This is a genomic window from Pseudomonas sp. YH-1 (genome assembly GCF_051990045.1).
Classification (GTDB): domain Bacteria; phylum Pseudomonadota; class Gammaproteobacteria; order Pseudomonadales; family Pseudomonadaceae; genus Pseudomonas; species Pseudomonas nicosulfuronedens.
Genome location: NZ_CP178184.1, coordinates 2,671,167 through 2,697,559, shown reverse-complemented (window position 1 = coordinate 2,697,559; position 26,393 = coordinate 2,671,167). Strand labels below are relative to the sequence as shown.

Annotated in this window: 29 protein-coding genes; 7 read left to right on the top strand and 22 right to left on the bottom strand. The window is 66.2% G+C overall.

The features are described 5' to 3' along the window. Positions 1-6 precede the first annotated feature (6 nt). From ACKI1H_RS12605 to ACKI1H_RS12555, 11 genes are all read right to left on the bottom strand, one after another. Positions 7-258, bottom strand: coding sequence for a hypothetical protein (locus tag ACKI1H_RS12605; protein WP_440468509.1), 252 nt, complete (start codon positions 256-258; stop codon positions 7-9). 14 nt (positions 259-272) lie between these two features. After that, a complete protein-coding gene (locus ACKI1H_RS12600) occupies positions 273-962 on the bottom strand; it encodes an aspartate/glutamate racemase family protein (protein WP_440468508.1) in 690 nt (229 codons plus the stop codon). A gap of 17 nt (positions 963-979) precedes the next feature. Continuing rightward, positions 980-2,080 (bottom strand): PLP-dependent cysteine synthase family protein, encoded by a 1,101-nt coding sequence (locus ACKI1H_RS12595; RefSeq protein ID WP_138520771.1) that lies wholly within the window; start codon positions 2,078-2,080, stop codon positions 980-982. Between the two features lie 38 nt (positions 2,081-2,118). Continuing rightward, the gene (locus ACKI1H_RS12590; RefSeq protein ID WP_440468507.1) at positions 2,119-3,024 is read right to left on the bottom strand and encodes a DMT family transporter; all 906 of its coding nucleotides are present in this window, start codon (positions 3,022-3,024) and stop codon (positions 2,119-2,121) included. A 327-nt stretch (positions 3,025-3,351) separates the two neighbouring features. Next, positions 3,352-3,681 (bottom strand): Na+/H+ antiporter subunit G, encoded by a 330-nt coding sequence (locus ACKI1H_RS12585; RefSeq protein ID WP_138520769.1) that lies wholly within the window; start codon positions 3,679-3,681, stop codon positions 3,352-3,354. Next, positions 3,678-3,947 (bottom strand): K+/H+ antiporter subunit F, encoded by a 270-nt coding sequence (locus tag ACKI1H_RS12580; RefSeq protein WP_138520768.1) that lies wholly within the window; start codon positions 3,945-3,947, stop codon positions 3,678-3,680. The genes ACKI1H_RS12585 and ACKI1H_RS12580 overlap by 4 nt, the downstream gene beginning before the upstream one ends. Beyond that, complete coding sequence (locus tag ACKI1H_RS12575; RefSeq protein WP_440468506.1) at positions 3,932-4,432, bottom strand: Na+/H+ antiporter subunit E; 501 nt, start codon at positions 4,430-4,432, stop codon at positions 3,932-3,934. Before ACKI1H_RS12575 ends, ACKI1H_RS12580 begins: the two co-directional genes overlap by 16 nt. Continuing rightward, positions 4,429-5,925 (bottom strand): monovalent cation/H+ antiporter subunit D, encoded by a 1,497-nt coding sequence (locus tag ACKI1H_RS12570; RefSeq protein WP_440468505.1) that lies wholly within the window; start codon positions 5,923-5,925, stop codon positions 4,429-4,431. The genes ACKI1H_RS12575 and ACKI1H_RS12570 overlap by 4 nt, the downstream gene beginning before the upstream one ends. Then, the gene (locus ACKI1H_RS12565; RefSeq protein WP_440468504.1) at positions 5,922-6,263 is read right to left on the bottom strand and encodes a Na+/H+ antiporter subunit C; all 342 of its coding nucleotides are present in this window, start codon (positions 6,261-6,263) and stop codon (positions 5,922-5,924) included. The genes ACKI1H_RS12570 and ACKI1H_RS12565 overlap by 4 nt, the downstream gene beginning before the upstream one ends. Beyond that, positions 6,263-9,061, bottom strand: coding sequence for a monovalent cation/H+ antiporter subunit A (locus ACKI1H_RS12560; protein WP_440468503.1), 2,799 nt, complete (start codon positions 9,059-9,061; stop codon positions 6,263-6,265). The genes ACKI1H_RS12565 and ACKI1H_RS12560 overlap by 1 nt, the downstream gene beginning before the upstream one ends. A 257-nt stretch (positions 9,062-9,318) precedes the next feature. After that, a complete protein-coding gene (locus ACKI1H_RS12555; RefSeq protein ID WP_045209875.1) occupies positions 9,319-9,783 on the bottom strand; it encodes a glycine zipper 2TM domain-containing protein in 465 nt (154 codons plus the stop codon). 205 nt (positions 9,784-9,988) lie between these two features. On the opposite strand from ACKI1H_RS12555, the gene ACKI1H_RS12550 reads away from it, so the two are divergent. Then, the gene (locus ACKI1H_RS12550) at positions 9,989-10,225 is read left to right on the top strand and encodes a hypothetical protein (protein ID WP_045209874.1); all 237 of its coding nucleotides are present in this window, start codon (positions 9,989-9,991) and stop codon (positions 10,223-10,225) included. Here the strand turns inward: ACKI1H_RS12550 and ACKI1H_RS12545 are convergent. From ACKI1H_RS12545 to dinG, 7 genes are all read right to left on the bottom strand, one after another. Next, the gene (locus ACKI1H_RS12545; RefSeq protein WP_138520762.1) at positions 10,210-11,349 is read right to left on the bottom strand and encodes a glycerate kinase; all 1,140 of its coding nucleotides are present in this window, start codon (positions 11,347-11,349) and stop codon (positions 10,210-10,212) included. The genes ACKI1H_RS12550 and ACKI1H_RS12545 overlap by 16 nt on opposite strands. Before the next feature lie 55 nt (positions 11,350-11,404). Then, entirely contained in the window at positions 11,405-12,760 is a 1,356-nt protein-coding gene (locus ACKI1H_RS12540) for a GntP family permease (protein ID WP_440468502.1), read from the bottom strand. A gap of 247 nt (positions 12,761-13,007) precedes the next feature. After that, positions 13,008-13,655, bottom strand: a complete 648-nt coding sequence (gene pdxH / locus ACKI1H_RS12535) for a pyridoxamine 5'-phosphate oxidase (protein WP_440468501.1) — start codon at positions 13,653-13,655, stop codon at positions 13,008-13,010. 108 nt (positions 13,656-13,763) lie between these two features. Further along, positions 13,764-14,564 (bottom strand): OmpA family protein, encoded by an 801-nt coding sequence (locus tag ACKI1H_RS12530; protein WP_138520759.1) that lies wholly within the window; start codon positions 14,562-14,564, stop codon positions 13,764-13,766. Positions 14,565-14,791: 227 nt separating this feature from the next. Continuing rightward, positions 14,792-15,937 carry a serine hydrolase domain-containing protein gene (locus ACKI1H_RS12525; protein ID WP_138520758.1) on the bottom strand — a complete coding sequence of 382 codons (1,146 nt, stop codon included), beginning with the start codon at positions 15,935-15,937 and terminating at the stop codon, positions 14,792-14,794. Between the two features lie 132 nt (positions 15,938-16,069). Then, on the bottom strand, positions 16,070-18,349 hold the full coding sequence (locus ACKI1H_RS12520; protein WP_440468500.1) for a beta-galactosidase: 2,280 nt from the start codon (positions 18,347-18,349) through the stop codon (positions 16,070-16,072). 78 nt (positions 18,350-18,427) lie between these two features. Continuing rightward, complete coding sequence (gene dinG, locus ACKI1H_RS12515; RefSeq protein ID WP_440468499.1) at positions 18,428-20,572, bottom strand: ATP-dependent DNA helicase DinG; 2,145 nt, start codon at positions 20,570-20,572, stop codon at positions 18,428-18,430. 122 nt (positions 20,573-20,694) lie between these two features. On the opposite strand from dinG, the gene ACKI1H_RS12510 reads away from it, so the two are divergent. Continuing rightward, a complete protein-coding gene (locus tag ACKI1H_RS12510) occupies positions 20,695-21,159 on the top strand; it encodes a CopD family protein (protein ID WP_138520755.1) in 465 nt (154 codons plus the stop codon). Positions 21,160-21,214: 55 nt separating this feature from the next. Here ACKI1H_RS12510 and ACKI1H_RS12505 read toward each other — a convergent pair whose 3' ends face one another. From ACKI1H_RS12505 to ACKI1H_RS12495, 3 genes are all read right to left on the bottom strand, one after another. Further along, the gene (locus ACKI1H_RS12505) at positions 21,215-21,979 is read right to left on the bottom strand and encodes a collagen-like protein (RefSeq protein ID WP_138520754.1); all 765 of its coding nucleotides are present in this window, start codon (positions 21,977-21,979) and stop codon (positions 21,215-21,217) included. Beyond that, positions 21,972-22,274: a DUF1145 domain-containing protein gene (locus tag ACKI1H_RS12500; protein ID WP_045209864.1), complete on the bottom strand. Its 303-nt coding sequence runs from the start codon at positions 22,272-22,274 to the stop codon at positions 21,972-21,974. The genes ACKI1H_RS12505 and ACKI1H_RS12500 overlap by 8 nt, the downstream gene beginning before the upstream one ends. A gap of 119 nt (positions 22,275-22,393) precedes the next feature. After that, positions 22,394-23,026: an OmpA family protein gene (locus ACKI1H_RS12495; protein ID WP_138520753.1), complete on the bottom strand. Its 633-nt coding sequence runs from the start codon at positions 23,024-23,026 to the stop codon at positions 22,394-22,396. Positions 23,027-23,167: 141 nt separating this feature from the next. Between ACKI1H_RS12495 and ACKI1H_RS12490 the strand changes: the two genes are divergently transcribed. The 3 genes from ACKI1H_RS12490 to ACKI1H_RS12480 all read left to right on the top strand — a co-directional run bounded on the left by ACKI1H_RS12490 (position 23,168) and on the right by ACKI1H_RS12480 (position 24,882). Continuing rightward, entirely contained in the window at positions 23,168-23,656 is a 489-nt protein-coding gene (locus tag ACKI1H_RS12490) for a DUF6231 family protein (RefSeq protein ID WP_440468498.1), read from the top strand. 2 nt (positions 23,657-23,658) lie between these two features. After that, a complete protein-coding gene (locus ACKI1H_RS12485) occupies positions 23,659-24,132 on the top strand; it encodes a YchJ family protein (RefSeq protein ID WP_440468497.1) in 474 nt (157 codons plus the stop codon). 123 nt (positions 24,133-24,255) lie between these two features. Further along, a complete protein-coding gene (locus ACKI1H_RS12480) occupies positions 24,256-24,882 on the top strand; it encodes a trimeric intracellular cation channel family protein (RefSeq protein WP_017521043.1) in 627 nt (208 codons plus the stop codon). On the opposite strand, the gene ACKI1H_RS12475 is transcribed toward ACKI1H_RS12480, so the two are convergent. After that, a complete protein-coding gene (locus tag ACKI1H_RS12475) occupies positions 24,883-25,443 on the bottom strand; it encodes a hypothetical protein (RefSeq protein ID WP_440468496.1) in 561 nt (186 codons plus the stop codon). 122 nt (positions 25,444-25,565) lie between these two features. Between ACKI1H_RS12475 and ACKI1H_RS12470 the strand changes: the two genes are divergently transcribed. After that, positions 25,566-26,051, top strand: a complete 486-nt coding sequence (locus ACKI1H_RS12470; RefSeq protein ID WP_138520748.1) for an LEA type 2 family protein — start codon at positions 25,566-25,568, stop codon at positions 26,049-26,051. Between the two features lie 8 nt (positions 26,052-26,059). After that, a complete protein-coding gene (locus ACKI1H_RS12465; RefSeq protein WP_017521040.1) occupies positions 26,060-26,260 on the top strand; it encodes an SEC-C metal-binding domain-containing protein in 201 nt (66 codons plus the stop codon). Positions 26,261-26,393: the final 133 nt, after the last annotated feature.

The following is a 26,393-nucleotide window of genomic DNA, read 5'->3' as shown; positions in this document are numbered from 1 at the left end:
CGGGGCTCAGACCAGCAGCCCCGCCGCCATCAGCCGCGCCTTCAGCACGGCGAATTCCCCGTCGTATTCCCAGTACGCCAGCCGGCCATCGCTGGCGGTCACCAGCACGTACTTCTCGCTGATCGACTGGATGCGCTCGACACGCACCAGCTTCTCGACGAAGTCCGGGTCCGAGACCTGCTCGATCACCTCGCGGTTCTGCTCGTCATAGCCGTGCATGATGAACGCGGCGCGTACCTTCAGGCTGATGAAGCTCATGCTGTTCGTCCTCGTCAAAGGGCGGCGTCGGCCGCATGCTGGGCGTGCAGCGCCGTGGTGTCGAACAGCGGCACCGAGGCGTCCGCCGGGCCGACCAGCAGGGAAATCTCCGTGCAACCGAGGATCACCGCCTCGGCGCCCTGCTCCACCAGCGCGGCGATGATGCGCCGGTACTCCTCCCGCGACTCGTCGCGAATCTGTCCCAGGCACAGCTCTTCATAGATGATCCGGTGCACGACCTGGCGATCGGCCTCGCTCGGCGTCAGCACCTTCAGTCCGAACTTGTCCACCAGGCGATCCTTGTAAAACGCCTGCTCCATGGTGAAGCGCGTGCCCAGCAGGCCGACCGTGGACACACCCGCCGTGCGGATCGCCTCGGCGGTCGGGTCAGCGATGTGCAGCAGCGGGATATCCACCGCCGCCTCGATGGCCGGCGCCACCTTGTGCATGGTGTTGGTACAGAGCACGAGGAAGTCCGCACCCGCCGCCTTCAGCGAGCGAGCCGCGTCCGCCAGCACACGGCCGGCGGCGTCCCAGTCGCCGGCATGCTGCAGGCGCTCGATTTCGTGGAAGTCCACGCTGTACAGCGCGACCTTCGCCGAGTGCAGGCCGCCCAGGCGTTCCTTGATGCGTTCGTTGATCTGCCGGTAGTAGGGAATGGTCGATTCCCAGCTCATGCCGCCGATCAGGCCGATGGTTTTCATGCTTCCCTCCCTGGGGATCAGTCCAGTCCGATACAGGGCAGATCACCGGGCAGCGCCGCGCCGTGCTCGGCGCACTGGCGCACGGCCTCGATCAGCGGATCGAGGTCGAAGCCCTGGGAAATCAGCCACAACGGGTTGTAGTAGGTGGTCTCGTAGCGCTCGCCGCTGTCGCAGAGAATCGCCACCACTGAGCCGCTCTCGCGCCGCGCCACCATCTGCCGCGCGACCAGCAGCGCGCCGATCAGGTTGGTGCCGCTGGAGCCGCCAACGTGCCGGCCCAGACGCTGGGCCAGGTAATGCATGGCCGCCAGCGACAGGTCGTCCGGCACCTTGCAGCAGGCATCGAGCACGTTGGGCAGGAAGGAAGCTTCCACGCGGGGGCGGCCAATGCCTTCGATGCGCGAGCCGTAGCTCAGGGTCAGGTCGCGGTCACCAGTTTTATAAGAGTCGAAGAACACCGAGCGCTCGGCGTCGGCGCAGAGCACGCGGGTGTCATGTCGGCGGTAGCGGGCGAAGCGCCCCAGGGTCGCCAGGGTGCCGCCGGTACCGGGGCTGGAAACCAGCCAGGCCGGTTCGGGGAAACGTTCGTGGCGCATCTGCTGGAAGATCGACTCGGCGATATTGTTGTTAGCCCGCCAGTCGGTGGCGCGCTCGGCATAGGTGAACTGATCCATGAAGTGGCCGCCGGTTTCCTTCGCCAGGCGCTCGGACTCGGCGTAGATCTGCGTCGGGTCGTCGACCAGATGCGCCTGGCCGCCGTAGAAGGCGATCTGCGCGATCTTCTCCTTCGAGGTACTGGCCGGCACCACGGCAATGAACGGCACGCCGAGCAGCCGCGCGAAGTACGCCTCGGAGATCGCCGTCGAGCCGCTGGACGCCTCGATCACCGGTGCGCCCGGCTTCAGCCAGCCGTTGCACAGCGCGTAGAGGAACAGCGAGCGCGCCAGTCGGTGCTTGAGGCTGCCGGTGGGGTGGCTCGACTCGTCCTTGAAATACAGGTCCACGCCCGGCAGGCCGGGCATGTCCAGGGGGATCAGGTGGGTATCGGCGCTGCGCTGGAAATCCGCTTCGATGATGCGGATCGCCTCACGGGTCCAGTTGCGTTCCTGGGTGGCCATCGTGTCGTTCTCCTGGCAGGGCAAGCGGTTCAATGGGGTCAGTCCAGCACACCGGCGGGCGATGTGGGCGGCGCGCTGCGCCACTGGCTGAGGGCGACACCGGCAAACACCAGGCCGGCGGCCAGCGCCTGCTGGCCGCTGAGCACCTCGCCCAGCAGCAGTGCGGCAAAGATCAGGGTGAAGACCGGGATCAGGTTGATGAAACCGGTCGCCTGGCTCGCCGGCAGGCGGCTGACGCCGAAGTTGTACAGGCCGTAGGCGCCGACAGTGACCACGCTGCCCAGGTAGACCAGGGCGAACCAGCCGGTCGGGCCGGGCGCTGCCGGCAATCCGGAGGTTGCCAGCGCCAGCGGCAGGAAGAACAGCGAGCCGATGAACGCCTGCATGGCGGTCAGGATGAAGGGCGAATAGCGCGCCGACAGGTGCTTGAGCAGCAGGGTGTAGCCGGTGGCACAGAGCATCGCCACCAGTTCGTAGAAGTTGCCCAACAGCGGGTTGGGCGCGTGGCGGTCCGGCTCGCTGGCCAGCGTCAGCCAGAGCGAGCCGAGCACCGCCAGGGCGAAGCCCAGCCAGGTATTGCGGGCGATCTTCTCCTGCAGCAGGAAGAAGGCGCCGACCGCCACCAGCAGGGGCAGCAGTGCGGTGATCATTCCGGCCTGCGCGGCGCTGGTCTGTTGCAATGCCAGGGACTCGAAGATGAAGTACAGGCAGGGCTCGCAGGCGGCCAGCGCCAGCAGCCACTTCCAGTCGCCGGGGCGGTAGTCGATGCGCCCGCGCCAGCGCCACGCGGCGAGGAAGATCAGGCTGCCCAGCGCCATCCGGGCGAAGATCACCCACATGGCCGGCATTTCCTGGAAGGCGAACTTCAGTGCGATGAAGGAACTGCCCCAGAGCGCCATGGCCAGCACCAGGCACGCGAGGGCGAACGGCCGGGATTGCTGCACGGGACGCTCCAGTCAAAAGGTCCCCGGAGTATAGGAGGCGGGCACCGACGGCCGACAGGTACAGAACGGAGGGGAAACTGTATGGGCAGGACGCCCCTACTGTTACATGGCCCCCAGATTGACGTCGACGCGGTCGGCTTCCCTCTCCCTGAAGGGAGAGGGGGCAGTCCGAGTGCTCGCGCAGTTCATCGCCAGCCGGCAAGCTTCAGCGTGCTTGGCAAAGTCTCCTGCTCACTCCAGGTTAAAACCCCGCACCGATTAGTCCCCTCTCCCTTCAGGGAGAGGGTTAGGGAGAGGGAAGCCCCCGCAGCGGACTCGCAAAGAACATCACTCCCAGGGCTTGCCCTGGGTCCCACGCTCCACCGGCACGCGCTGCTGCATCGCCGCCTTGGCCAGCAGGTGCGCGCTGACTGGCGCGGTGATGAAGAGGAACACGGTGATCAGTACCTCGTGCAGGCTGACGCCCTCGCCGCGCGTGCTGAAGTAAAGCAGCGAGGCCAGTACCACCCCGCCCACGCCCAGGGTCGATGCTTTGGTGGGTGCGTGCAGGCGCGTGTAGAAGTCCGGCAGGCGGTACAGGCCGATGGCGCCGAGCAGGGCGAACAGGCTGCCGGCCAGCAACAGCAGGCAGACCAGCGCTTCGATCAGAACACTCATTCGATGATGTCTCCGCGCAGCAGGAACTTGCACAGGGCCACGGTGCTGACGAAGCCCATTACCGCGATCAGTAGCGCCGCCTCGAAGTACAGGCCACTGCCCTTCCAGATGCCGAACAACACGATCAGCGCGATGGCTTCCACGGACAGGGTGTCCAGCGCGAGGATGCGGTCCGCCACCGAGGGCCCGCGAATCAGCCGCGCCACGGTGAGCAGCACGGCGATACCCAGCAGCGCCAGGCAGATTGGGATCACGATGCCGAGCATGCGAACACCTCCTTCAGCGGCGCCTCGTAGCGCGCCTTGATGTCCGCCACCAGCGCCTGTGGGTCCGGTACGTCGATGCCATGGACCAGCAGCGTGCTACGGTCGGCGGACAGGTCGGCGGAACAGGTGCCCGGGGTCAGGGTGATGACGCTGGCGAGGATGCTGATGGCCAGGTCATCGGTCAGCTCCAGGGGAATCTCGACGAAGCCCGGCTGCAGGTTTGCCTTCGGCCCGAGCACCAGCTTTGCCACCTGCAGGTTGGCAACCACGATGTCGTAGAGCACCAGGCCGATGAAGCGCAGCAGCAGGCCCGGCCGCTGGATGCGCGGCGCGGCCAGCAGCAGGTTGCGGCACAGCAGCGGGATCGTCAGGCCAAGGAACCCACCGAGCAGCCAGTGACCAAGGGAGAAATCGTTGACCAGCAACAGCCAGCTCAGCAGCAGCACGCCGCTGAGCAACGGGTGCGGAAGGATGCGCCGGATCATGCGCCACCTCCCAGCAGGATCGCCTGGCGGTAGAGCCCGGCGTCCAGCAACTGCACCGCCGTGGCCTGCGCATAAGCGATCAGCGGCCGCGCAGCGATCACCATCAGCGGCGCGCTGGCCAGCAGACCGAAGCTCGCCAGCATCTTCACCGGTTCGCGATTGGCGCTACCCAGCACGCTCAGTCCGGTGCGCCAGAACAGCGTACTGCCAGCGCGGCTCAGCGCGACGATGGTGACCAGACCACTGACCAGTACCACGCTCCACAGCGCGATGGCTTCGCTGCCGCCGCTCACCGAACGCAGCAGCATCAGCTTGCCGAGGAAGCCCGACAGCGGCGGCAGGCCAGCGACCGCGATGGCGCCAAAGAAGAACGCACCACCCAGCAGATGCGGTTGCAGCAGCGCCGGGCCTTGTACCAGTCGGCCGCCCTTGTCGCCACGCTGGCGGGCAATGAGGTCGGCCAGCAGGAACAGGCCACCGGCTACCCAGATGCTGTGCAGCAGGTAGTAGAGCGCGGCGGACAGCGCTTCCGGCGTTCCCAGGGCGATGGCCGCCAGCAGCGTGCCGGCGGAGACAACGACCAGGTAAGACAGCAGGCCTTGCAGCGTGGTCGCCGCCAGCGCGCCCAGCGCCCCGGCGACGATCCCGGCCAGCGCCAGCGGCCACAGCCAGGCTTGTGCCAGGTTCGCCAGCTCGCCGGCCTGCTCGCCGAAGATCAGCGTGTAGACCCGCAGGATCGAATAGATGCCCACCTTGGTCATGATCGAAAACAGCGCCGCCACCGGCGCGCTGGCCTCGGCATAGGCTTTAGGCAGCCAGAAATACAGCGGCAGCAGCGCCGCCTTCAGGCCGAATACCACCAGCAGCAACAGTGCCGCCGCACGCACCAGCGGCGCCTGCTCGGCGCTCAGCTGGGCCACGCGTTCGGCCATGTGCGCCATGTTCAGGGTGCCAGTGATGCCGTAGAGCGTACCCACCGCAATGAGGAAGAACGCCGAGCCGACGAGATTGAGCACCACGTAATGCACCCCCGCGCGCACCCGCCCGGCCCCGCCGCCATGCAGCAGCAGCGCGTAGGAGGCGATCAGCAGGATCTCGAAGAACACGAAGAGGTTGAACAGATCGCCGGTGAGGAACGCCCCGTTCAAACCCAGCAGCTGGAACTGGAACAGCGCGTGGAAGCGCTTGCCGCGCCGGTCATCCCCACGCACCGCGTAGATCAGCGACAGGCTGGCGAGCAGCGCGGTGGCAGCAATCATCAGCGCACTGAGGCGATCCAGCACCAGGATGATGCCGAACGGCGGCTGCCAGTTACCCAGCGCGTAGAACTGCACCACGCCGCTATCGGCCTGTTGCAGCAGCACCGCGGAAAGCGGCAGCAGCGCCAGCGTGGCGAGCAGCGACAGGCCGCGTTGCAGGCGCTCGCCCACCAGCAGCAAGACGCAACCTGCAAACAGCGGCAGCAGGACGGGCAGGATCAGCCAGTGGTTCATCGGCTCTGCCCTCCTTCATGGCCATCGCCGCCATCCACATGGTCACCACCGGTATCCGCCAACCCGCGCAGGGCCAGCACGATGACGAAGGCAGTCATGGCGAAGCCGATGACGATGGCGGTCAGTACCAGCGCCTGGGGAATCGGGTCGCCAGCGTTGGCGACCTTGCCGATCACTGCCGGGTCACCGGCTAGCCGCCCCATGGCGAAGAGGAAAAGGTTGACCGCGTAGGACAGCAAGGTCAGCCCCAGCACGACCGGGAAGGTACGCGCGCGCAACAGCAGGTAGACGCCGCTGGCGGTCAGCAGACCGAGGGCGATGGCGAACAGCGCTTCCATCAGTGCGCCTCCTTGGACAGCAGCGGGTCCGGTGGTGCGGTGACCGAGCCAAGGCCTGACAGGATCAGCAGCGTCGCACCGACCACGGTGAAGTAGACGCCCAGGTCGAAGAGCATGGCGGTGGCCAGTTCGATCTCACCCACCAGCGGAATGTGGAAGTGACCAAACGCCGAGGTGAGGAACGGGAAGCCGAAGAACCAGGCGCCCAACCCGGTCAGCCCGGCAATCAGCACGCCGAGGCCGGCCAGCCGGCTGTAGTCCAGCGGCAGGCGAGTGCTCACCCAGCGGCTGCCGCAGGCGATGTACTGGAGGATCAGCGCCACCGCGGTGATCAGCCCGGCGATGAAGCCGCCACCCGGCAGGTTGTGTCCGCGCAGGAAGATGAAGACCGAGACCAGCAACGCCAGCGGCAACAGCAGCCGCGACAGGGCAGCAAGGATCGGCGGGAAGCGATCCTTCGCCCAGGCGTGGCCCTCGTCATCCTGCTCGCGGCGCAGCAGGCGCAGGCCGTCGAGCAGCGCGAAGATGCCAACCGCGGCGATCGCCAGCACGGTGATCTCGCCGAGGGTATCGAAGCCCCGGAAGTCCACCAGGATCACGTTCACCACGTTGTGTCCGCCGCCGCCGGAAACGCTGTTCTCCAGGTAGTAGCCAGCGATGCTGTCGTAGGGACGCGTGAGCACGGCGTAGGTCAGCAGCGTGACCATCAGGCCGGCGCCGATGGCGATGATAAAATCGCGCAGGCGGCGCAGGCTGCTGGAGCTCTTCGGCGTACGCGCCGGCAGGTAGTACAGCGCCAGCATCAGCAGGACCATGGTCACCACCTCCACCGACAGCTGGGTCAGCGCCAGGTCCGGCGCAGCGAAGCGGGCGAAGGCCAGCGCCACCAGCAGGCCGGCGATGCTGAGAATGACCAGCGCGGTCAGGCGCTGGCGGTGGAACCAGACGGTGAGCGGCCCGGCGATGGCCAGCAGGACCAGGCCCAGCGCGGTGATGCCGTCCAGCGGCGTCTGCGCCCGGTCGCCTTCGATGCCTGGCAGCGGCGCCAGGCCAGCAAAAACGACCACCACGGCGGCCAGCACCAGCAGCATCGAATAGCGTTGCAGCGAGCCGTTCTCAAGCATCTCGGTGGCCCGCGCGGCAAAGCGCACCACACGCTGCACCTGCTGCTCGAACACCAGCTTGGCGTCCACCGCCGGCAGCCCGGCGTACCAGTCGAACAGCGGTTTGCGCAGCACGTAAAGCAGCACACCACCAGCGGTGGCGACAAAGCTCATGGCCAGCGGCGCGTTGAAGCCGTGCCAGATCGCCAGGCTGTACTCGGGCAGCGCGCCGTTCAGGCTCGACGCGGCGGCACCGGCCAGCAGCGGGCCGACGATGATCCCCGGCATGACGCCGACCAGCAGGCAGATCAGCACGAGGATTTCCACCGGCACCTTCATGTAGCGCGGCGGCTCGTGGGGGTGCGGGTTGGGCAGGTTGATCGGCTCGCCGTTGAAGAACACGTCGTGGATGAAACGCACCGAGTAGCTCACCGAGAACAGCGCGCCCACGGTCGCCAGCGCCGGGATCAGCCAGTTGAAGCTGCCCATCATGTTCTGCGCCAGGGTCTCGCCGAAGAACATTTCCTTGCTGAGGAAGCCGTTGAGCAGCGGCACGCCGGCCATGGACGCCGACGCTACCATCGCCAGCACGGCGGTGTGCGGCATGTACTTCCACATGCCGTTGATACGCCGCATGTCGCGGCTGCCGGTCTCGTGGTCGATGATCCCGGCTGCCATGAACAACGAGGCCTTGAAGGTGGCGTGGTTGATGATGTGGAAGATCGCCGCGACGTTGGCCATCGGCGAATCCAGGCCGAACAGCAGGGTGATCAGGCCCAGGTGGCTGATGGTCGAGTAGGCCAGCAGGCCCTTGAGGTCGTTCTGGAACAGCGCCATGAAGGCGCCCATCAGCAGGGTCGCCAGACCGGTCAGGCTGACCAGGTAGAACCACAGGTCGTTGCCCGAGAGCAGCGGGTACAGGCGCGCCAACAGGAACACGCCGGCTTTCACCATGGTCGCCGAGTGCAGGTAGGCCGACACCGGCGTCGGCGCCGCCATGGCATGAGGCAACCAGAAGTGGAACGGGAACTGTGCGGACTTGGTGAACACACCCAGCAGCACGAGGCAGAGTGCCAGCGGGAACAGCGGGCTGGCCTGCAGCACCTCGCGGGCGCCGAGCACGGTGGAGAGTTCGAAGCTGCCAACCACATGGCCGATCAGCAGGATGCCGGCCAGCAGCGCCAGGCCGCCACCACCGGTGACCGCCAGGGACATGCGCGCGCCCTTGCGCGCGTCCGAGCGATGGCCCCAGAAGCCGATCAGCAGGAACGACGACAGGCTGGTCAGCTCCCAGAACACCAGCATCAGCAGCAGGTTTTCGCTCAGTACCACGCCGAGCATGGCACCCATGAACAGCAGCAGGAAGGCGAAGAAGCGCCCGGCGGGCTCCCTCTCGGACAGGTAATAGCGGGCGTAGAGGATCACCAGCAGGCCGATGCCGAGGATCAGCAGGGCGAACAGGAAGCCCAGGCCATCCAGGCGCAGGCTGAGATTCAGACCCAGTTCCGGCAACCACTCCAGGCGTTGCACCTGGGGATCGGAGCCCAATACCGAGCGCTGGCTCATCAGCAGGATCAGGCCCAGCAGCGGCACCAGCCCGGTGGCGGCGGCGCAGGCAGTACGGCCGAAGCGCTCGGCCAGCAGCGGCAGTAATACCCCGAAGAAAGGCAGCGCGATGATCAGCGCCAACGTCATGACCCACTCCTTATCACCGCCGGGCGGCGTCCAGACAAACAACACCGCGCACAGGCGGCCGGCTTGCAACGGCGACGATTATCCATATCTATCGATTACACGTCATGGATTGAAGTATTACGAAAATACAGGTGTGAGCCGCGTCCGCATTGAGCTGCGCCGGATTTCCGATCCCTCAAACGATAGCGCGCGACAGTCGATTCGACTGTCGCGCGCTGGGTTTCGCGGGCTGCCACGGACGGGCAGCCAATGGCCGGTCAGTGGGCGACGCGGCTGGTACCGTTGACGGTCAGGATGCGCACGCGCTCGCCGACGCGGAACACGGCACCTTCGTCGACCTGCTGGACGTAGGCGCGGGTGCTGCCGTCGTCTTCGCGGACGGTGATTTCCACGCCCTGGGTGCGGGTCAGGCCTTCTTCGGTAGCCGCACCGAGCAGGCCGCCGGCCACGGCGCCGATGATGGCGGTGACATAGCTGCCCTTGCCGCCACCGATGGCGCTGCCACCGATACCGCCAACGGCGGCGCCGGCAACGGAGCCGATGGGGGTCTTGGTGCCTTCGATCTTCACCGGGCGCAGGGCCTGGATGGTACCCATGCGAACGTTCTGTACGGTACGTGCTTCTTCACGGGTGTAGGTATCGCCGGTCAGGCTGGACTGGCAACCACCGAGGGTCATGGCCAGGGCAGCGAAAGTCACGGCGATCAGGGCAGTTTTACGCATTAGGGAACCTCCGAGTAGGGCTACGGCTATTAGACTCCGACGGCAGCCCGCCTGTCACGCCAGGTCATGAAACAGCTGATCTCGATTCAGCTTTCGTACAGTTTGTGCCATATCCGCCAAAAACGCCTGCCGTGGCTCAGTTTTTCCTGTCGGGGGATAGGTTAGGCTGGCGCCCGCAGCAGAAGCGCCCCACACGGATACCCACATGGACTACTTCATCATCGTCGTCACCACGGCCGCCGGCCTGTACTTCCACTGGTGGATCTACTGGCGCATCCGTCGCTGGATGGACCGCGACCTGGCGCTGTCACTGGCCGGCGATGATCCGCAGAAACGTATCTATCTGTTGCAGCGCCTGGCCGACGCCAAGCGCGAGAAAGTGAAGCGCCGCGACCTGCCCGACTGGCTGCAGCGCGCCGCCGACGATTACCGAGCGGCCTGAGCCAGCGACCAGAAGCGCGCCAACGCCTCGGCGCGGTTTTCCAGCTCCTGCGCCGCCCGTGCGCAGGCATCGGCCAGGGTGATGGGCCCCGGCGCCAGGCTGAACGCCGCTTCGATCCCCACTTCACGCAATTCGGCCAGCCCTTCGCCGACGCTGCCCGCCAGGGCTATCACCGGTACGCCCGCGCGACGGGCGACATGGGCCACGCCCACCGGCGTCTTGCCGTGCAGGCTCTGGCCATCCAGCCGCCCTTCCCCGGTGATGACCAGCGATGCGCCGGCCAGCGCCGGCTCCAGCTCGGACAGCTCGGCGATCAGCTCGATGCCCGGACGGAAGCGCGCCTTCAGGAAAGCCCGGCAGGCGAAGCCCAGGCCACCCGCCGCACCGACGCCGGGGAACAGGCTGTGATCCTGCCCTAGGGCCAGCGCCGCGACCTCGGCGAAACGCTTGAGCGCAGTATCCAGCTGCTGCACCTGTGCCGGGGTCGCGCCCTTCTGCGGGCCGAAGACAGCCGAAGCGCCATGGGGACCGCAAAGGGGGTTGTTCACATCGGCGGCCACTTCGACCTCGACTTCGCCCAGTCGCGGGTCGAGGTTCGACAGGTCGATGCGCTCCAGTTCCGCGAGCCGTGCGCCGCCGGCGCCCAACTCCTGGCCCTGGCCATCGAGGAAACTCACCCCCAGCGCCTGCAGCAGACCCAGGCCGCCGTCATTGGTGGCGCTGCCGCCCAGGCCGATGATGATTTTCTTCGCTCCCGCATCCAGCGCTTCGCGGATCAGCTCTCCGGTACCTCGACTGGTGGTGCGGGTGGCATCGCGCTGACCTTCCGGCACCCAGTGCAAACCACTGGCGGCAGCCATCTCGATTACCGCCGTGGCGTCTTCCAGCCAGCCCCAATGGGCCTTCACCGGCTGCTCCAGTGGGCCGCAGACCGCCAGTTCACGACGCACGCCCGGCCGCGCAGCCAGCACCGCATCCACCGTGCCCTCGCCACCGTCGGCCATCGGCCGCAGCACCAGTTCATCCTGCGCCCGGGCGCGGGTCCAGCCAGCGGCGATGGCCTGGGCGACCTCCGGGGCCGACAGGCTTTCCTTGAACGAATCAGGAGCAATCACGACTTTCATCGAACGACCTCGCTATCCACGGCATCGAGCAGATCCTGCAGCATCGGCCCAGCCCTCACAACAGCACCAGGCTCAAAAGCCAAACCGTCAGCATCCCGGCAATGCCCTGCACCAGGGTCGCGGCGGTCTGCGCGCGATAGGCCGTGGCAACGTTCATCCGGCTGAAACGGGTGACCACCCAGAAGAAGCTGTCATTGGCATGGGACACTGTCATGCTGCCGGCGCCGATGGCCATGACCACCAGGACGCGCCCCATTTCACTGTCCAGGCCGAGCTCGGCCAGCAGCGGCGCCACCAGCGCCGAGGTGGTGACCAGCGCCACGGTGGTCGAGCCCTGGGCGGTCTTCAGCGCGGCGGCCACGATGAAGGGCATGAATAGCCCGATGCCCAGGCTGGATAGCGTGGTGCCCAGGTAATCGCCCAGCGGGGTGACCTTCAGCATCGCCCCGAAAGCGCCACCGGCGCCGGTAATCAGCAGGATCGGCGCGGCGGACTGCAGCCCTTCGGATACCCGTTCCTGAAAGTCTTCACGGCGGCTGCCGGGCTTGAGCAGCAGGCACGACAGCACCAGCCCCACCGCCAGGGCCACCACCGGCTGGCCGAGGAAGCTCAGGCTGGCGAACACTGCCCCTTCGCCCAGCGGCTTGCTGGGGAACACAGCCACCGAGCCGAGGCAGATCAGCAGGATGGGCACCAGGATCGGTGCGAACGCCTTGCCGGCGCTGGGCAGTTCGCCGTAGCGCGCACGCAGCTCGGCGAACTCCACTTCCTCTGCTTCCTGCCCGTCGCTTTCCAGCGGCACGTCGCGGTTGACGAAGCGGTTGGCCCACCACATGCCGGCCATGGCGGTGACGAAGGCCACCAGCAGACCGACCGCGATCACCAGCCCGAGACTGGACTCCAGGCCGAGGTTCCCCGCTGCGGCAATCGGTCCCGGCGTCGGCGGCACGAAGGTATGGGTGGCATACAGCCCGGTCGCCAGGGCGACGCTCATGGCAATGCTGGAAATGCGCATGCGCGTGGCCAGGGCATTCTTCAGCGAGTTGAGGATGACGAACCCCGAGTCGCAGAACACCGGGATGGACACCAGGTAGCCGATGATCGACATGGTCAGGGTCGGGAAGCGTTCGCCCAATAGCCGGATCACGCACTCCGCCATGCTGATGGCGGCACCGCTGCGTTCAAGGATCACCCCGATGATGGTGCCCAGCACGATCACGATACCGATGTAGCCCAGGATCCCACCGAAACCGCTGGTGATGGTCTTGACGATCTCCAGGCTCGGCACCTGGTAGGCGAAGCCGGCAATGAACGCCGCCGCCAGCAGGGCGAGGAAGGGATGCAGCTTCAGTCGCGTGGTGGCAAGGACGATGAAGGCGATCAACGCCAGAAGAATCAGAACCAGTCCCATGTCGAACCTCTCGGGTGAGCCTGTTGCGCGCCCTGGCGCGGGGCCAGGTGCCACTGTCGATCCGGAACACGACCGGATCGCCGGGGGTTGCCGCAAGCACGTGCTCATCCGAGCGTCTGGGAGATGGCATTCCATGCCGAGGTTCTGCCGGAACGTACCCGCCGCAGCGAGGCCGTTGGCTATAGGAAGGGGCCCCGCTGAACGGGTGCCTGGAAACCGGGCGGCACAAGCGGCCGCCCAATGTCATTCAGGGGGCGAGGCGCTCGCGTACCCAGACGCCATTTTCGAAGCGGAAATTGAGGCGATCATGCAGGCGGCTCGGGCGCCCCTGCCAGAACTCGACCCGGCTAGGCAGCAGACGGAAGCCACCCCAGAAATCCGGGCAAGTGGGCACCGTATCGGCGAAACGTTGTTCGGTCTCGGCCAGCAACTGTTCCAGTTCCCCTCGGCCATCGATGACCCGGCTCTGCGGCGAAGCCCAGGCACCCAGGCGGCTGCCCAGCGGGCGCACGCGGTAGTAGGCGGCGGACTCCTCAACGGAGACTTTCTCGACTCGCCCCTCGATGCGCACCTGGCGCTCCAGCGCCGGCCAGAAGAAGGTCATGGCCGCACGCGGGTTTTCCCCGAGCTGCTGGCCCTTGGCGCTTTCGTAGTTGCTGAAGAAGGTGAAGCCGCGCTCGTCCAGGCCCTTGAGCAGGAGCACACGGCAGTGCGGCTGGCCGTCGGCGTCCGCGGTGGCGAGCATCATCGCGTTGGGTTCGACCGGCAGTTGCTCGGTCTTCACCGCGTCCTCGAACCACTGGTTGAACAGGCTGAACGGTTCGGCGGGGGCCTGGGTCTCGGTCAGTCCGTCACGGGTGTATTCGCGGCGCATATCGGCCAGGGTCTGGGCCATCGGAAATCTCCTGCAGAAGAAGTTCCTAAGCTTATCCAGAGTTGCGCCTTCGCGCTTGATCCACGACAAGCGTCATTCCGTCCGGAATGACGCTTTGCCTGCAGAGGATCAGTTGGCCTGGGCGAGCGCCAGCAGGCTGGTGCGCTGGGTGACCAGCACTTCGACGCGACGGTTCAACGCGCGGCCTTCGGCGCTGGCGTTGTCGGCGCGCGGCAGGCTCGAGCCGACACCCTTCAGGCGCAGCCGGTCGGCGCCCAGGCCGCTCAGGCGGAAGATCGAGGACACCGCCTGGGCACGTTGCAGGCTGACCTTGTCGTTGAGTGCCTTGTCGCCCGAGCTGTCGCTGTGACCGAGCACCAGCACGCCGCTTTCCGGATCGTTCTGCAGCATCTTCGCCACGTTGCCCAGCGGCGCCAGGGTGATCGGCAGCAGTAACTCAGGACGCTTGGGGTTGAAGGAGCCTTCCACCGGGGCAATCAGCACCAGGGCATTCTCGCGGCGCTCGACGGTGAACTTGCTGCCAGCTACCGCCGCACGCAGGGACTTCTCGTGCTGGTCCAGCCACTCCTTGGTGACCTTGACGTCCTGCGGCTTGGCGGCCTTGTCGGCCCCCGGCTTGCTCTCGCTCACGCCGAACGGCCACCACCAGTGGCCACCGGGCTGCTGGCTGCCGGCATCGGCGACCTTGGGCGCTTCGACGGGCTTTTTCTCGGGTGCGGGAGCTGCGGCAGTCACTTCCTCGTCGCTGCCGAAGGGCCACCACCAGTGGCCGGTGCCGGGCTTGGCAACCGCCGCCGCGCTGTCCGGGGCCTTGGCCTGATCCTGGGACTGGAACTGGCTGCAGGCGGAAAGACCGACGCACAGCGCAAGGGTGGAGACTTTCAGCGAATTCGAGAACAGCAGGTTCATGGGAGCGATTCCATAAGGCGGAACATGAAGGAAGACCGGGTGCAACAGGCAGGCAGCCACACCCTTACTTCAGCAATCAGCTTAAGAGTTGAGCATAACTTACTCAGTTGGAACGAGATTTTAACCTCGAACTGACGAGCGGCAGCTGAACGAAACCTGTCCAGATGCCGGGGCAAGCAGACGCCATTAAGAAGGCACAGCGGGAGGAAGGTTCCTCCCGCTCGTCGTTACAGGCAGTCGCCGACGAGGCGCGCCAGGCGCTGGGCGCGCGGGTCCATCAGCACGTAGGGACCGAGGGTGTTGACGACGAAACCCAGGGCCAGCTCGCGCTCCGGATCGGCGAAACCGATGGAGCCGCCAGCTCCCGGATGCCCGAAGGCTTGCGGGCCAAGGCCATAGGTGGCGTTGGCCACGCTCGGCTGGTCAAGCATGCAACCCAGCCCGAAGCGCGTACAGGTCAACAAGGTTCGATCCTCGCCAACGGCGTGCTCGCGGGTGAGTTCGGCCAGCAGCGCTTCGTCCAGCAACCTGCCCTGCAGCAGACCGGTGTAGAAGCCGGCCAGCGAACGCGCATTGCCGTGGCCATTGGCTGCCGGCTGCGACATGCGGCGCCATTCCGGCTTGTTGGTGCTGGTAAGCACCGAAGGCGGATTGGTGAAGGCGCGGGTAGTGAGCGCGGCGGCGTCGGTCATCATGGTCCGCAGCAGGCGTTGCGCGGCCGCGTCGCCCAGGTTGCCCTTGCCCCGGGCGATATGCGCCACGCGGTGGAATTGGGCGTCATCCAGGCCGATATGGAAATCCAGCCCCAGCGGCTCGGCGGTGCGCGCGATGATGGCGGCTCCCGGCTCGCGACCGTCGACACGGCGGATCACTTCGCCGATCAGCCAGCCATAGGTGATGGGCGCATAGCCGTGTTCCGTACCGGGCGTCCACCAGGGCGTTTCGCCGGCCAGCGCGGCGGTCATGGTCGACCAGTCATACAGCGCCTCGGGCGCCAGCGGCTCGCGGATCGCCGGCAGCCCCGCGCGATGACACAGGAGCTGGCGCACGGTGATGTTCTGCTTGCCGGCCTGCTCGAACTCCGGCCAGTAGCGCGCCACCGGCGCGTCCAGATCCAGCCGGCCCTCGCCCACCAGCTGTAGCGCCGCGACGGCGGCGAAGGTCTTAGTGCAGGAGAACAGGTTGAGCAGCGTATCGGCCTGCCAGTCCTGGCCCGGTTCCTTGCCCGCGCTGCCGGCCCAGAGATCGACCACGGTTTCGCCGCCGATCTGGATGCACAGCGCCGCGCCGCGCTCCTGCGGGTCCTCGAACAGCGCACTGAAAGCATCGGCAACGGGAGTGAAGCGCGGATCGCAGTGGCCGTTCAGGGTCATCTCAAACTCCGGAAATGAGCATACTCAGGGACGCAAAGAGCGGAAGACGCCATTCTTTCAGCGCGCTCCGCCCCTGGGAACCCTGCCGAAGGCAGGGTGTGGTCTCACGAATGTCGGATCATTGCCGCGCCTTCACTGCGATGCCTGCTCCTCGTCATCACTGTCATCGCTGGCGGGCGCCGGTTTCGGCGCGGGCTCGGGTGCCACCTTGGCCGCAGCACGGGCCAGTTCGTCGATACCTTTCAGCGTCTGCTGGTTGGCCTTGCGCACGGCATCGACGAAGCCGGTGAACGGCAGGTCGGTGATGCCGACCAGGCCGATGTGGCCGTTCTCGCCGTCGAGCAGGCGGCCGGTCACCGGCTGGTCGAGGTACTGGAACCAGTGCGCGCCGACGATGTTCGGCTCCTTCGCGGCCTCGGCGAGGAAGCGCTGATACGCCTCGCCACGCTGCTGCTCGTTGTACACCTCGGCGACACCCCCCCAGAACGGCCCGCGGTCGCGGGAACCGAAGTGGAACTCGGTGATCAGCACCGGCTTGTCCAGGCTGCGCACGTAGTTGGCGTCGAAGCCCTGCTGCGGCAACGGCACGTAGAGGTTGAAGCTGAGGATGTCGCAGTACTGCGCACAGGAGGCCAGTGCTTCCGGCGTGCTGACGGCGAAGCGCGGGCCGAGCAGCAGGTGGTTGGGCGCGTGCCACTGCAGCGAGTCCTTCAGGGTCTTGAAGTACTGGTCCGCGTACAGGCGCAGGAAGGCGCTGTAGTCCTGGGCGATGGCCGGGTGCGCCTCGCTCGGGACCGGCGCCTGGTAGCCCGGCGCGTCGAGGTCTTCCCAGGAGCCCAGTTGCACACCCCAGGCTTCGGCAAGCTGCTCGTGATCCTCGTACTTGTCCTTGAGCTGCTTGATGAAGGCGCGCTTGGCCGGGCTATCGGTGGACAGCTTGAGCGTGCCGAAAGCCAGGGCGAAGTGCGCCTGGTCGTCGTCGCCACGACCGGCCCAGGCCAGTTCGTTGTCGGCGTAGTAGCCCAGCAGCCAGGCGTCTTCGCGGTGGTCGCGGGCGGCGATGGCGATGGCGCGCTCGGCGGCCATGGCGAAGCGCGGGTCGAACGGGTCGGGCATGGCGCCCCACCAGTCGTAGCCGGTGCTGACCGTGGCGTAGTCGCCGCTGATGGACAGCGGAACGCTGTAGGGCAGGCGTGGGTCGTCGGCGAAGGCCGGATCGCTCCAGTCACCGAGGGTGTTGAAGCCCCAGGAACCGAGGCGCTGCACCGTGCGCTCGCGCCAGGCGGCCGCAGCGGCATCCGCGTTGAGGCCACCGTCGGCGCGGAAGCGGTTGGCGGCGTAGAAGTCGAACCAGCGACCGTTACCGAACGCGCGGCCCTGCTGGGCGCCGACACCACTGCGGTCATCGCGCTGGCCGTAGAAGGCAGCCAGCGGCTCGTCTTCCTTGGGCAGGCTGGCGAACATGTATTCGCGGCCTTCCACGTAGGTCTGGCTGCTGTCGGCGTTCACCGCGTTGACGCCCATGGACCAGAACGAGTGCCCTTCCGGCGTCACCAGCCACCAGCGGCCATTGCGCTTTTCGGTGCGGAAGAAGCCCGTGCCTTCGAAGGCCGGGCCGTCCAGCAGGCCACCGAAGGCATCACGGCCAGGCGCAGGCTGCCACTTCTTCAGTTGTTCGCCTTCGGCTTTCCAGGCATTGGCCAACTGCTCGGGGCTCTTCACCTTCTCCGGCCAGTCGCTGCGGGTGGACTGGCCGAAAGCGTCGACTATCCCGCTGTAGGCCTTGTGGTATTCGTCGTTGCCGGCGCGGGTGCCGAAGCGGCCGACGAGGATGTCCTGCGCTGCCTTGGGCGAGGTGAGGAACAGCTTTACCGCCCCGACCTGGCTGCGGTTCAGCTCGCCGCTGACCTTGCTCGCCAGCAGCAGGCGCTGGCCGTCCTGGGTGATGGGCATGGGCACGCCGGCACGCATGCCGAAGTCTTCCGGGGCGATGGCGTGCAGCGGGATCACCAGGGTCTGCGCCGGACCCGGCGGCAAGGCGATGCTCGCGCGCAGGCCGGGGGCGCCGGCGATACCTTCGACCTCCACTTCGAGGGTGATGGCCCAGTCCATGGCGTTCTGGATGCGCAGGCTGACGCTGTCGGCCTGGGACCAGTCCCAGCTACCGCTGGAGGGTGCGAGGCGCAGGGTCGGTTGCGGCGCGGGGTTGAAGTTCACCCGGCGCAGGATTTCCCCTTCGGGCGTGGCCTCGGCGGTGGAACTGGGCAGGTCGGCGTTCTGCGTGGTGACGGTGACCACGGCCATCGGCTTGACGAAATTGAACAGGGTTTCATTGCCGCCGGCCGACCAGGCCGGGGCACTGGCGATGGCCAGGCTGAGCAGCAGAGGCAGATGCCAACGCTTCGATGTCATGGATTCGAGTCCTTCAACACGCCCACCGGGCGGCGGGCGTTCGTTTGACAGCCAGCACGGGAGCTTGCTCCCGCACACTCAAGCTATTTCACGGCGGAACGGCGGCAGTGCGTTAAGAATGGCCTTGCCGTAGCGCTGCGTCACCACGCGTCGGTCGAGCAGCGTGATGGTGCCTCGGTCCTGCTCGGTACGCAGCAGGCGGCCGCAGGCCTGCACCAGGCGCAGCGAAGCATCGGGCACGGCAATCTCCATGAAGGGATTGCCACCGCGCACCTCGATCCATTCCGACAGCGCCGCTTCCACCGGGTCATCCGGCACGGCGAAGGGAATCTTGGCGATCACCACGTGCTCGCAATAGGCGCCGGGCAGGTCCACGCCTTCGGAGAAACTGGCCAGGCCGAACAGCACGCTCGGCTCGCCATCATCGACCCGCGAGCGATGCTTGTTCAGGGTTTCCTGCTTGGACAGGTTGCCCTGGATCAGCACACGCTTGCGCCAGTCGCGGTCCAGGCCGTCGAAGACTTCCTGCATCTGCTTGCGCGAGGAGAACAGGATCAGCGAACCGCGCGAGCCTTCGACTATTTCCGGCAGCTCGCGAATGATCGCCGCGGTATGGGCGGCGGCATCGCGTGGATCCGCCTTGAGGTCGGGCACGCGCAGCACGCCGGCGTCGGCATGGTGGAACGGGCTCGGCACCACCGCGGTGACGGCGGAACGCGGCAGGCCGGCGCGCATGCGATAGCGGTCGAAGGTGCCTAGCGCGGTGAGGGTCGCGGAGGTCACCAGCACGCCATAGGCCACGTTCCACAGGTTGCGGCGCAGGGTCTCGGCGGCGAGGATCGGGCTGGCGTTGGCCTCGATGTCGTAGAAGGTGCCGCTCTCGGCGAGGGTCAGCCAGCGCGCCATCGGCGGACTGTCTTCCGGGTCCTCGCTGGTGAAGGCGGTCCACAGCTCCCAGTTGCCCTGGGCACGGGACAGCAGGCTGCCGAACAGCGGGTACCATTCCTCGGCCTGGTGGCTAGCGATACCGACACTGCCCTCCCCGTCCATGGCTTCCTTGAGCAGTTCGGTGAGGCGGGTGAAGAGATCGGTGAGCTTGGAGAAGCCCTTCTTCAGTTCGATGCCCATCTCGCGGATGTGCTCGGGGATCACCCCACCCTCGAAACGATGGCGCGGCCGCTCGCGGCCTTCCATGTCCTCGCCGGCGCGGAAGTCGCCGACTTCCTCGCAGGCGGTGAACATGAACTGCTGGTGCGTGCGCAGCTCGCGGGCCAGCTCCGGCACCTGCTCGATCAGGCGGCCGAGGTCGCCCGGTAGCGGGTTCTGCGCCAGCAGCTTGGTCAGGTTCTTCTCCACCTGGCCCAGCCAGTCGGCGGTGGCGCGCAGGCGGGTGAAGTGGGCGAAGTGGCCGATGGCCTTGTCCGGCAGGTGATGGCCCTCGTCGAACACGTAGAGGGTGTCGCGCGGGTCCGGCAGGATCGCGCCGCCGCCCAGGGCAAGGTCGGCCAGCACCAGGTCATGGTTGGTGACGATCACGTCGACCTTGGTCATGCCTTCGCGCGCCTTGTAGAAGGCGCACTGCTGGAAATTCGGGCAATGGCGGTTGGTGCACTGGCTGTGGTCGGTGGTGACCTGCGCCCACTGCGCGTCCTCGATGGCCTCGGGCCAGGAGTCGCGGTCGCCGTCCCAGCGGTTGCCCGCCAGGCGCTCGATCATCTGGTTGAACAGCTTGGTAGACGTTTCGTCCACATCGATGCGGAAACCTTCCTCCTCGAACAGCTGGGCGGTGGCGCTCTGCGCCTGGCCTTCCTGCAGCAGGTGGTCGAGCTTGGACAGGCACATGTAGCGCCCGCGCCCCTTGGCCAGGGCGAAGCTGAACGACAGGCCGGAGTTGCGTAGCAGGTCGGGCAGGTCCTTGTGGACGATCTGCTCCTGCAGGGCGACGGTGGCGGTGGCGACCACCAGGCGCTTGCCGGCCGCCTTGGCGCAGGCGATGGCGGCGAGGCTGTAGGCAACGGTCTTGCCGGTGCCGGTGCCGGCTTCCACGGCGACCACGGCGGCATCGCCCAGGCGATGGCCTTCCTCGTCGTTGGCGATGGTCCCCAGGACCTTGGCGACTTCGGCAATCATCAGGCGCTGGCCGTAGCGCGGCTTGAGTTCCTTGGCCTCGAGGAAACGCGAGTAGGCGCCCTGGATCGTGGCCTTGAGTTCGGTGCTGAGCATGGACTTCCCGGGCCCCGGAGCGTGCCTTGGAGACACATCCGGATGCTGGATAAATTTTCAGTGGTTCGAATCGGCGGCTATGATAGCGCGCTTGACTTCAATCGCCAGCGGAGATCGTCCGAATGACACCCTTTGCCTTCGTCTATGCCCTGCACCTCCTGGCCGCCCTGGTCTGGGTGGGCGGCATGTTCTTCGCCTGGATGGTGCTGCGCCCGGCCGCCGTCGCCGCGCTGGAAGCACCGGCCCGGCTGAAGCTGTGGCTGGAGGTATTCCCGCGCTTCTTCCGCTGGGTGTGGGCGGCGGTGATCCTGCTGCCAGTGACCGGCGTGGGCATGCTGCACCTGAGCTTCAACGGCATGGCCGGCGCACCGCGCTATGTGCAGGTGATGATGGGACTGTATGTGGCGATGCTCGCGCTCTTCCTGCGCATCCAGGCACTGCAATTGCCGGAGTTGCGCGCGGCGGTAGGCGCCGAAGACTGGCCGGCCGGCGGCGCCGCGCTGGGCAAGATCCGCAAGACCGTGGGCCTGAACCTGCTGATCGGCATGGCGCTGGTGGCTTTCGTCGCCGCCCGTCCGCACTGGTAAACAAAAAGGCCCGCCCAGTTGCCGGGCGGGCCTTCACTTGAAACGCGCCACCGGTTCAGAAGCGCTTCACGTCCAGGCGGCCTTCGCTGCCTTTCGCCCCTTCCGCACCACCCTGACCTTCCGCGCCGGGCTTCTCGCCCGCCACCGAATAGAACCAGCAGCCCTTCTCGCTGCTGCGCGGTCCGGCCTTGCCGGGTTTGCCGCCCGCTCCGCCAGCACCGCCTTCCAGGCGCACCCTGACCTTCGCGACATCGAACTGCTCCGGCACTTCCAGGCGCACCACACCGCCGGACGCACCCGTCTGGCCATCGGCACCATTCTGGCCGTTGCCGGCAGACTGACCGCCACCCCACAGGCAACCGGAAGTCTGCGCGCTGCCGCCGTCCAGGCCGTCGTAGCCCGGCGCACCAACACCGCCGCGGACGTCGATCAGCAGGTTTTCCACCTGCACGTCCTGCAGCCGCAGCACCAGGTTTCGACCGCTGCTGGCGGGTTTCTCGAAGCTGCCGGAACTGCCCTGCGCGGCGATGACGCTGCCGTCGGCGAGACTGCCGTGCTGGACATCGATCTGCAGCGCATCGCTACCGGGGAACACGCCGATCCGTGCGTTCTTCGCCAGGTCCAGCTCACCGATCTTCAGCTCCTTGACCCGCGACGGAATCAGCAGCGCGCCTTCCGGGCCGACGCTGATGCGATCCAGGCTAAGGCTGTCGCCTTTCACCGGCAGGCGCAGCACGGTATTGGCCTCCACCGAGACAGTGCCCGCGGCCGAACACGCCAGCGGGGCGAACAGCACCAGGCCCAGCAACGACTTACGCATGAGTATCTCCTTCTACTTTTGCCGATGCCGGTTGCTCCGCTGCCGGCTGCGGCAGGGTAGCGAAATGGAAGACGCCGAACAGCAGGATCTGCAGGCGATCCATGCCCGGATGCGGGCGGCCCTGCAGACGCTTGCGCAGCGCCAGTACTTCGAGGATATGGATCAGCAGGATCAGCGCGCCCGCCGCATTGAGCAGCAGCGCGAAGGGATGTGCGAAGGGTTGGATCAGGTTCGCCAGCACCGCCAGCCAGAACAACAGGGCAATCAGCTTGCCCAGCCCCAACAACGCTTTCATGAATGGCCCCCGGTTTTTTCTTTGCCGGGGAACATACGCTTCTGCCCCCGGCGATGCCAGTGGCAACCGGGAATGACAAAGGGGGCCAGAAGGCCCCCTTTGCGGACATCACGCCAAAGTCACTGGCGGGTGATCTTGATTTCTACGCGACGGTTCTCGGCGCGGCCTTCCTTGGTCTTGTTGTCCGCGACCGGCTGGCTCTCGCCATAACCGACCACCGACTTGATGCTGCTGGCAGGCACGCCGGCATCGACCAGATAGTTGGACACGGCGTTGGCGCGGCGCTCGGACAGTTTCTGGTTGTAGGCGTCGGTACCGATGCTGTCGGTATGGCCGCCGATGTTCAGCTCGGTGCTCGCAGCCTCGCCTTTCAGGCGGGTGGCGATGGTGTCGAGCTTGTCCTTGTCCTGCGCGTCGATCTTCGACGAGTCGAAGGCGAAGTGCAGGTCACGCACCACGATGGTCTCTTCCTTGGGCAGCGGAGCCGGAGCAGGTTCAGGAGCCGGTGCAGGCGGCGGGACCTCGGCCACTTGCTCTTCGGCGCCATGCACCCAGCAGTAGGATGCCCCCAGCACACCACCAATCAGGGCTCCCCAACCCGCCCAGGCGCTGCTTTCAATGGAACCCAAACCTGCGCCACCGACACCACCAACCACGGCGCAAGTCGGCCAGTCGGACTTCTGCAACCCTGCGCAACCGGTGAGCAACGTGCTTACCAGCAGCAGGGGTAAAGCGGTCCTTTTGATGCTCATAAAGTTAAGTCTCCTCTAATGATCGGGTCTTGACCGACAATTACCGAGTAAAGACGTGACTGACAGAATGCGCCAGCACTAGGCCATATGGGTGTCACACGCTAGTCTTCGTTCATTATTTTTCCGTCTTCGAAGAGCCCCATGATTTCCACACGCACACCGCAACAGGCCTTGGCCGCACTGCTCGATCGCTACGCACCGCAGCGTCTTCTACTGGTGGGCGCCAGCCAGATTCCGGCAGTGGAGGCCTTTCTCGCGGCGCATCCGGATTGCGAACTGTTTCACGCCGATGCCGGCGCGCTGCCGTCGGAGCTGGCCGGTCAACGCTACGACCTCGCCCTGCTCGCCGATTGCCTTGAGCACATGCCGCGCCGCGAAGCACAGCAACTGGTGGGCGGCATCCGCAACCTCAACAGCAGCCGCGTGGCGGCACTCGTCGACCTCGACGCGGCGCAGGCACAAGACGCGGATTTCTACGCCCTCGCGATGCAGGCCAGCGAGCGCTTCCAGCGCGACGCCCAGGTGATCACCCTGTTCACCTACGATCTGCACGAATACAAACAGGTCCCGGACTGGCTCAACGCAAAGTTCTGGGCCAACCCGGAAAACTTCGGCAAGTACTGGTGGTGACCATGACCGAACCGACCTGCCCCTGCGGCAGCGGCCGCCCATTGCCCGACTGCTGCGGGCGCTTCCACGCCGGCGTGGCGGCTCCGACCGCCGAGGCGCTGATGCGCTCGCGCTACAGCGCCTACGCCCTCGGCCTGGTGGACTACCTGCGCGACACCACGCTGCCGGCCCAGCAACCAGGGCTGGACCTGGAGGCCATTCGCACCTGGAGCCTGGGCAGCACCTGGCTGGGCCTGGAAGTAGTCAGCCACGAGGTACTCGGTGGCCAGCCGGAGCACGCGCGGGTGACTTTCATTGCGCGCTGGCATGATGCCGGCGGCGAGCACAGCCATCGCGAATGCTCGGGATTCGTCCAGCGCGACGGGCGCTGGTACTTCCTCGACCCCACCGTGGCGATGAAGCTGGGACGCAACGACCCTTGCCCCTGCGGCGCCGGCGGCAAGCTGAAGAAATGCTGCGGTCCCTGGATTGAGTAGGACAGGATCGAGTGAGGCGCGAACTCGCCCCACTTGGGGGCGTTCGATGTCTGGGCTAGAATCCGCGCTTTTTTCCGGAGCGGTGGTGTTTCGCCGCACCGGCTACCCCTGCCGGACCTCGCCATGCTGCTGACCGTTCTCTACATCATCGCCATTACCGCCGAAGCCATGACCGGCGCGCTGTCCGCCGGTCGGCGGAGCATGGACCTGTTCGGCGTGGTGCTGGTGGCCTGCGTCACCGCCCTGGGCGGCGGTTCGGTGCGTGACATGCTGCTGGGCCACTACCCGCTGACCTGGGTGCGTCATCCGGAGTACCTGGCACTGACGGCCGGCGCCGCACTGTTCACCGTGTTCATCGCCCCGCTGATGCGCCACCTGCGCTCGATGTTCCTCGCACTGGACGCCGTGGGCCTGGTGGCCTTCACCCTGATCGGTTGCCAGGTCAGCCTGGAGATGGGCCACAGCCTGCTGATCGCCGCCGTGAGCGGCGTGATCACCGGGGTGTTCGGCGGCATCCTGCGGGATATCTTCTGCAACGACGTTCCGCTGATCTTCCGCCGCGAGCTGTACGCCAGCGTGTCCTTCGCCAGCGCCTGGTGCTACCTGATCTGCCTGCAGATCGACCTGCCCAAGGAGCAGGCCATGCTGATCACCCTGTTCGCCGGCTTCCTGTTCCGCATGCTGGCGATCCGCTTCCGCTGGGAAATGCCCAAGTTCGTCTACAAGGACGACCCGCACCAGGGCGACTGATCAGTCCTGCAGCCTGAGGTGGCTGGTGTCCGGCGCAGGCCCCGCAGGTTCGGGCTTGGCCTGGCCCATGTCGCTGCCCACCGGGGCGACGCTGAACTGGCTGAGGTCCACGCGCGGCGCCTGGGCCTCGGGCTTCTCGTCCTGCAGGTCGGTGCCCACCGGAGCCAGGCCGAAATCCGGTGCATCCACCTCGGCGAAAGCGGCCATGTACTCGTCACGCGGCGCGACCTTCATACGCCCCTGCGCTCCAGCGGCAGACGCTGCCGGCTGTACCGGTGCACTGACAGGCTCGGCGGGCGGCGGCGGAGCCAGCTCGATCTCCTCAATCTGCGCGTCCATGTCGACCACTTCGACGACAGCGCCAGCACGCTCGATCACACTGCGGTACTTTTCCGCGGCCTCCGCGTCGAGGTTGTTCTTGATCACCATGCGGCGACCGGAGAACAGCAGTTCGATGCGCTGGGCATCGGCCTGGAACAACCTGGCCAGGTTGGCTTTCACCGTGTCGAGCTGAGCACCGGGAACGGTCTGTCCCGAGAAGGCAATTTCATAGCGGCTCATCTTCACTCTCCTGTGTTAACCCGCCGGTTACATTCGGCCAGTATGGTGCAGCTTCTTTTAACGTAACAACAACTTGCGGCCGAGCAGGTGCTTGGTACACTGGGGCGTCTTGAGGGGTAGACATGAATTATCAGGCGCAAATGATAAGAATTCTCAGCCTGTGCTGGCTGTTCGGCCTTGTTTCGGGCTGCGGCTGGATGGCAGGTGATTTCGAGCAACCCGACGTGAAGCTGCAGAAAGTCGACGTCGTGAAAGCTCGTTTGCTGGAGCAGGAATTCGTCCTGCATTTCCGCATCGACAACCCGAACGACTTCAGCCTTCCGGTCCGCGGCCTGGCCTACAAGGTCAAGCTGAACGATATCGACCTGGCCGAAGGCGAGTCGAATAACTGGTTCACAGTGCCGGCCAACGGTCACGAAACCTTCGAAGTACCGGTAACCACCAACCTGTGGCGGCACATGAAGTACATCGTCAAGCTGCTGGAAGACCCGGACAAGCCGATCCGCTATCGCCTCGACGGTGAAGTGAAGACCGGCCTGCTCTTCGGACAGAGCGTGCACATCGCCCGCAATGGCGAGATAATTCCCGGCGATTTCATCCCCGAGTGAGCGTCACCATGAGCCAGGAACCCCACGTACACGGTCCGAACTGCAACCATGACCACGATCATGACCACCACCATGATCACGGCCACGTGCACGGCCCGCACTGCAACCACAGCCACGAGCCGGTCCGTAACCCGCTCAAGGACGTGGGCCGCAACGATCCTTGCCCCTGCGGCAGCGGCAGCAAGTACAAGAAGTGCCACGGCGCCTGAACCAGGTACCGAGCACTGCGAAGAAGGCCCGCCCAGCGCGGGCCTTCTGCTGTCTGGCCCAACTATTCGTCGGCTGCTGAAAATCCCGCCCTGCGCGGCTTGCACAGCTATCCTCGGCTCACTAACGTAGCGC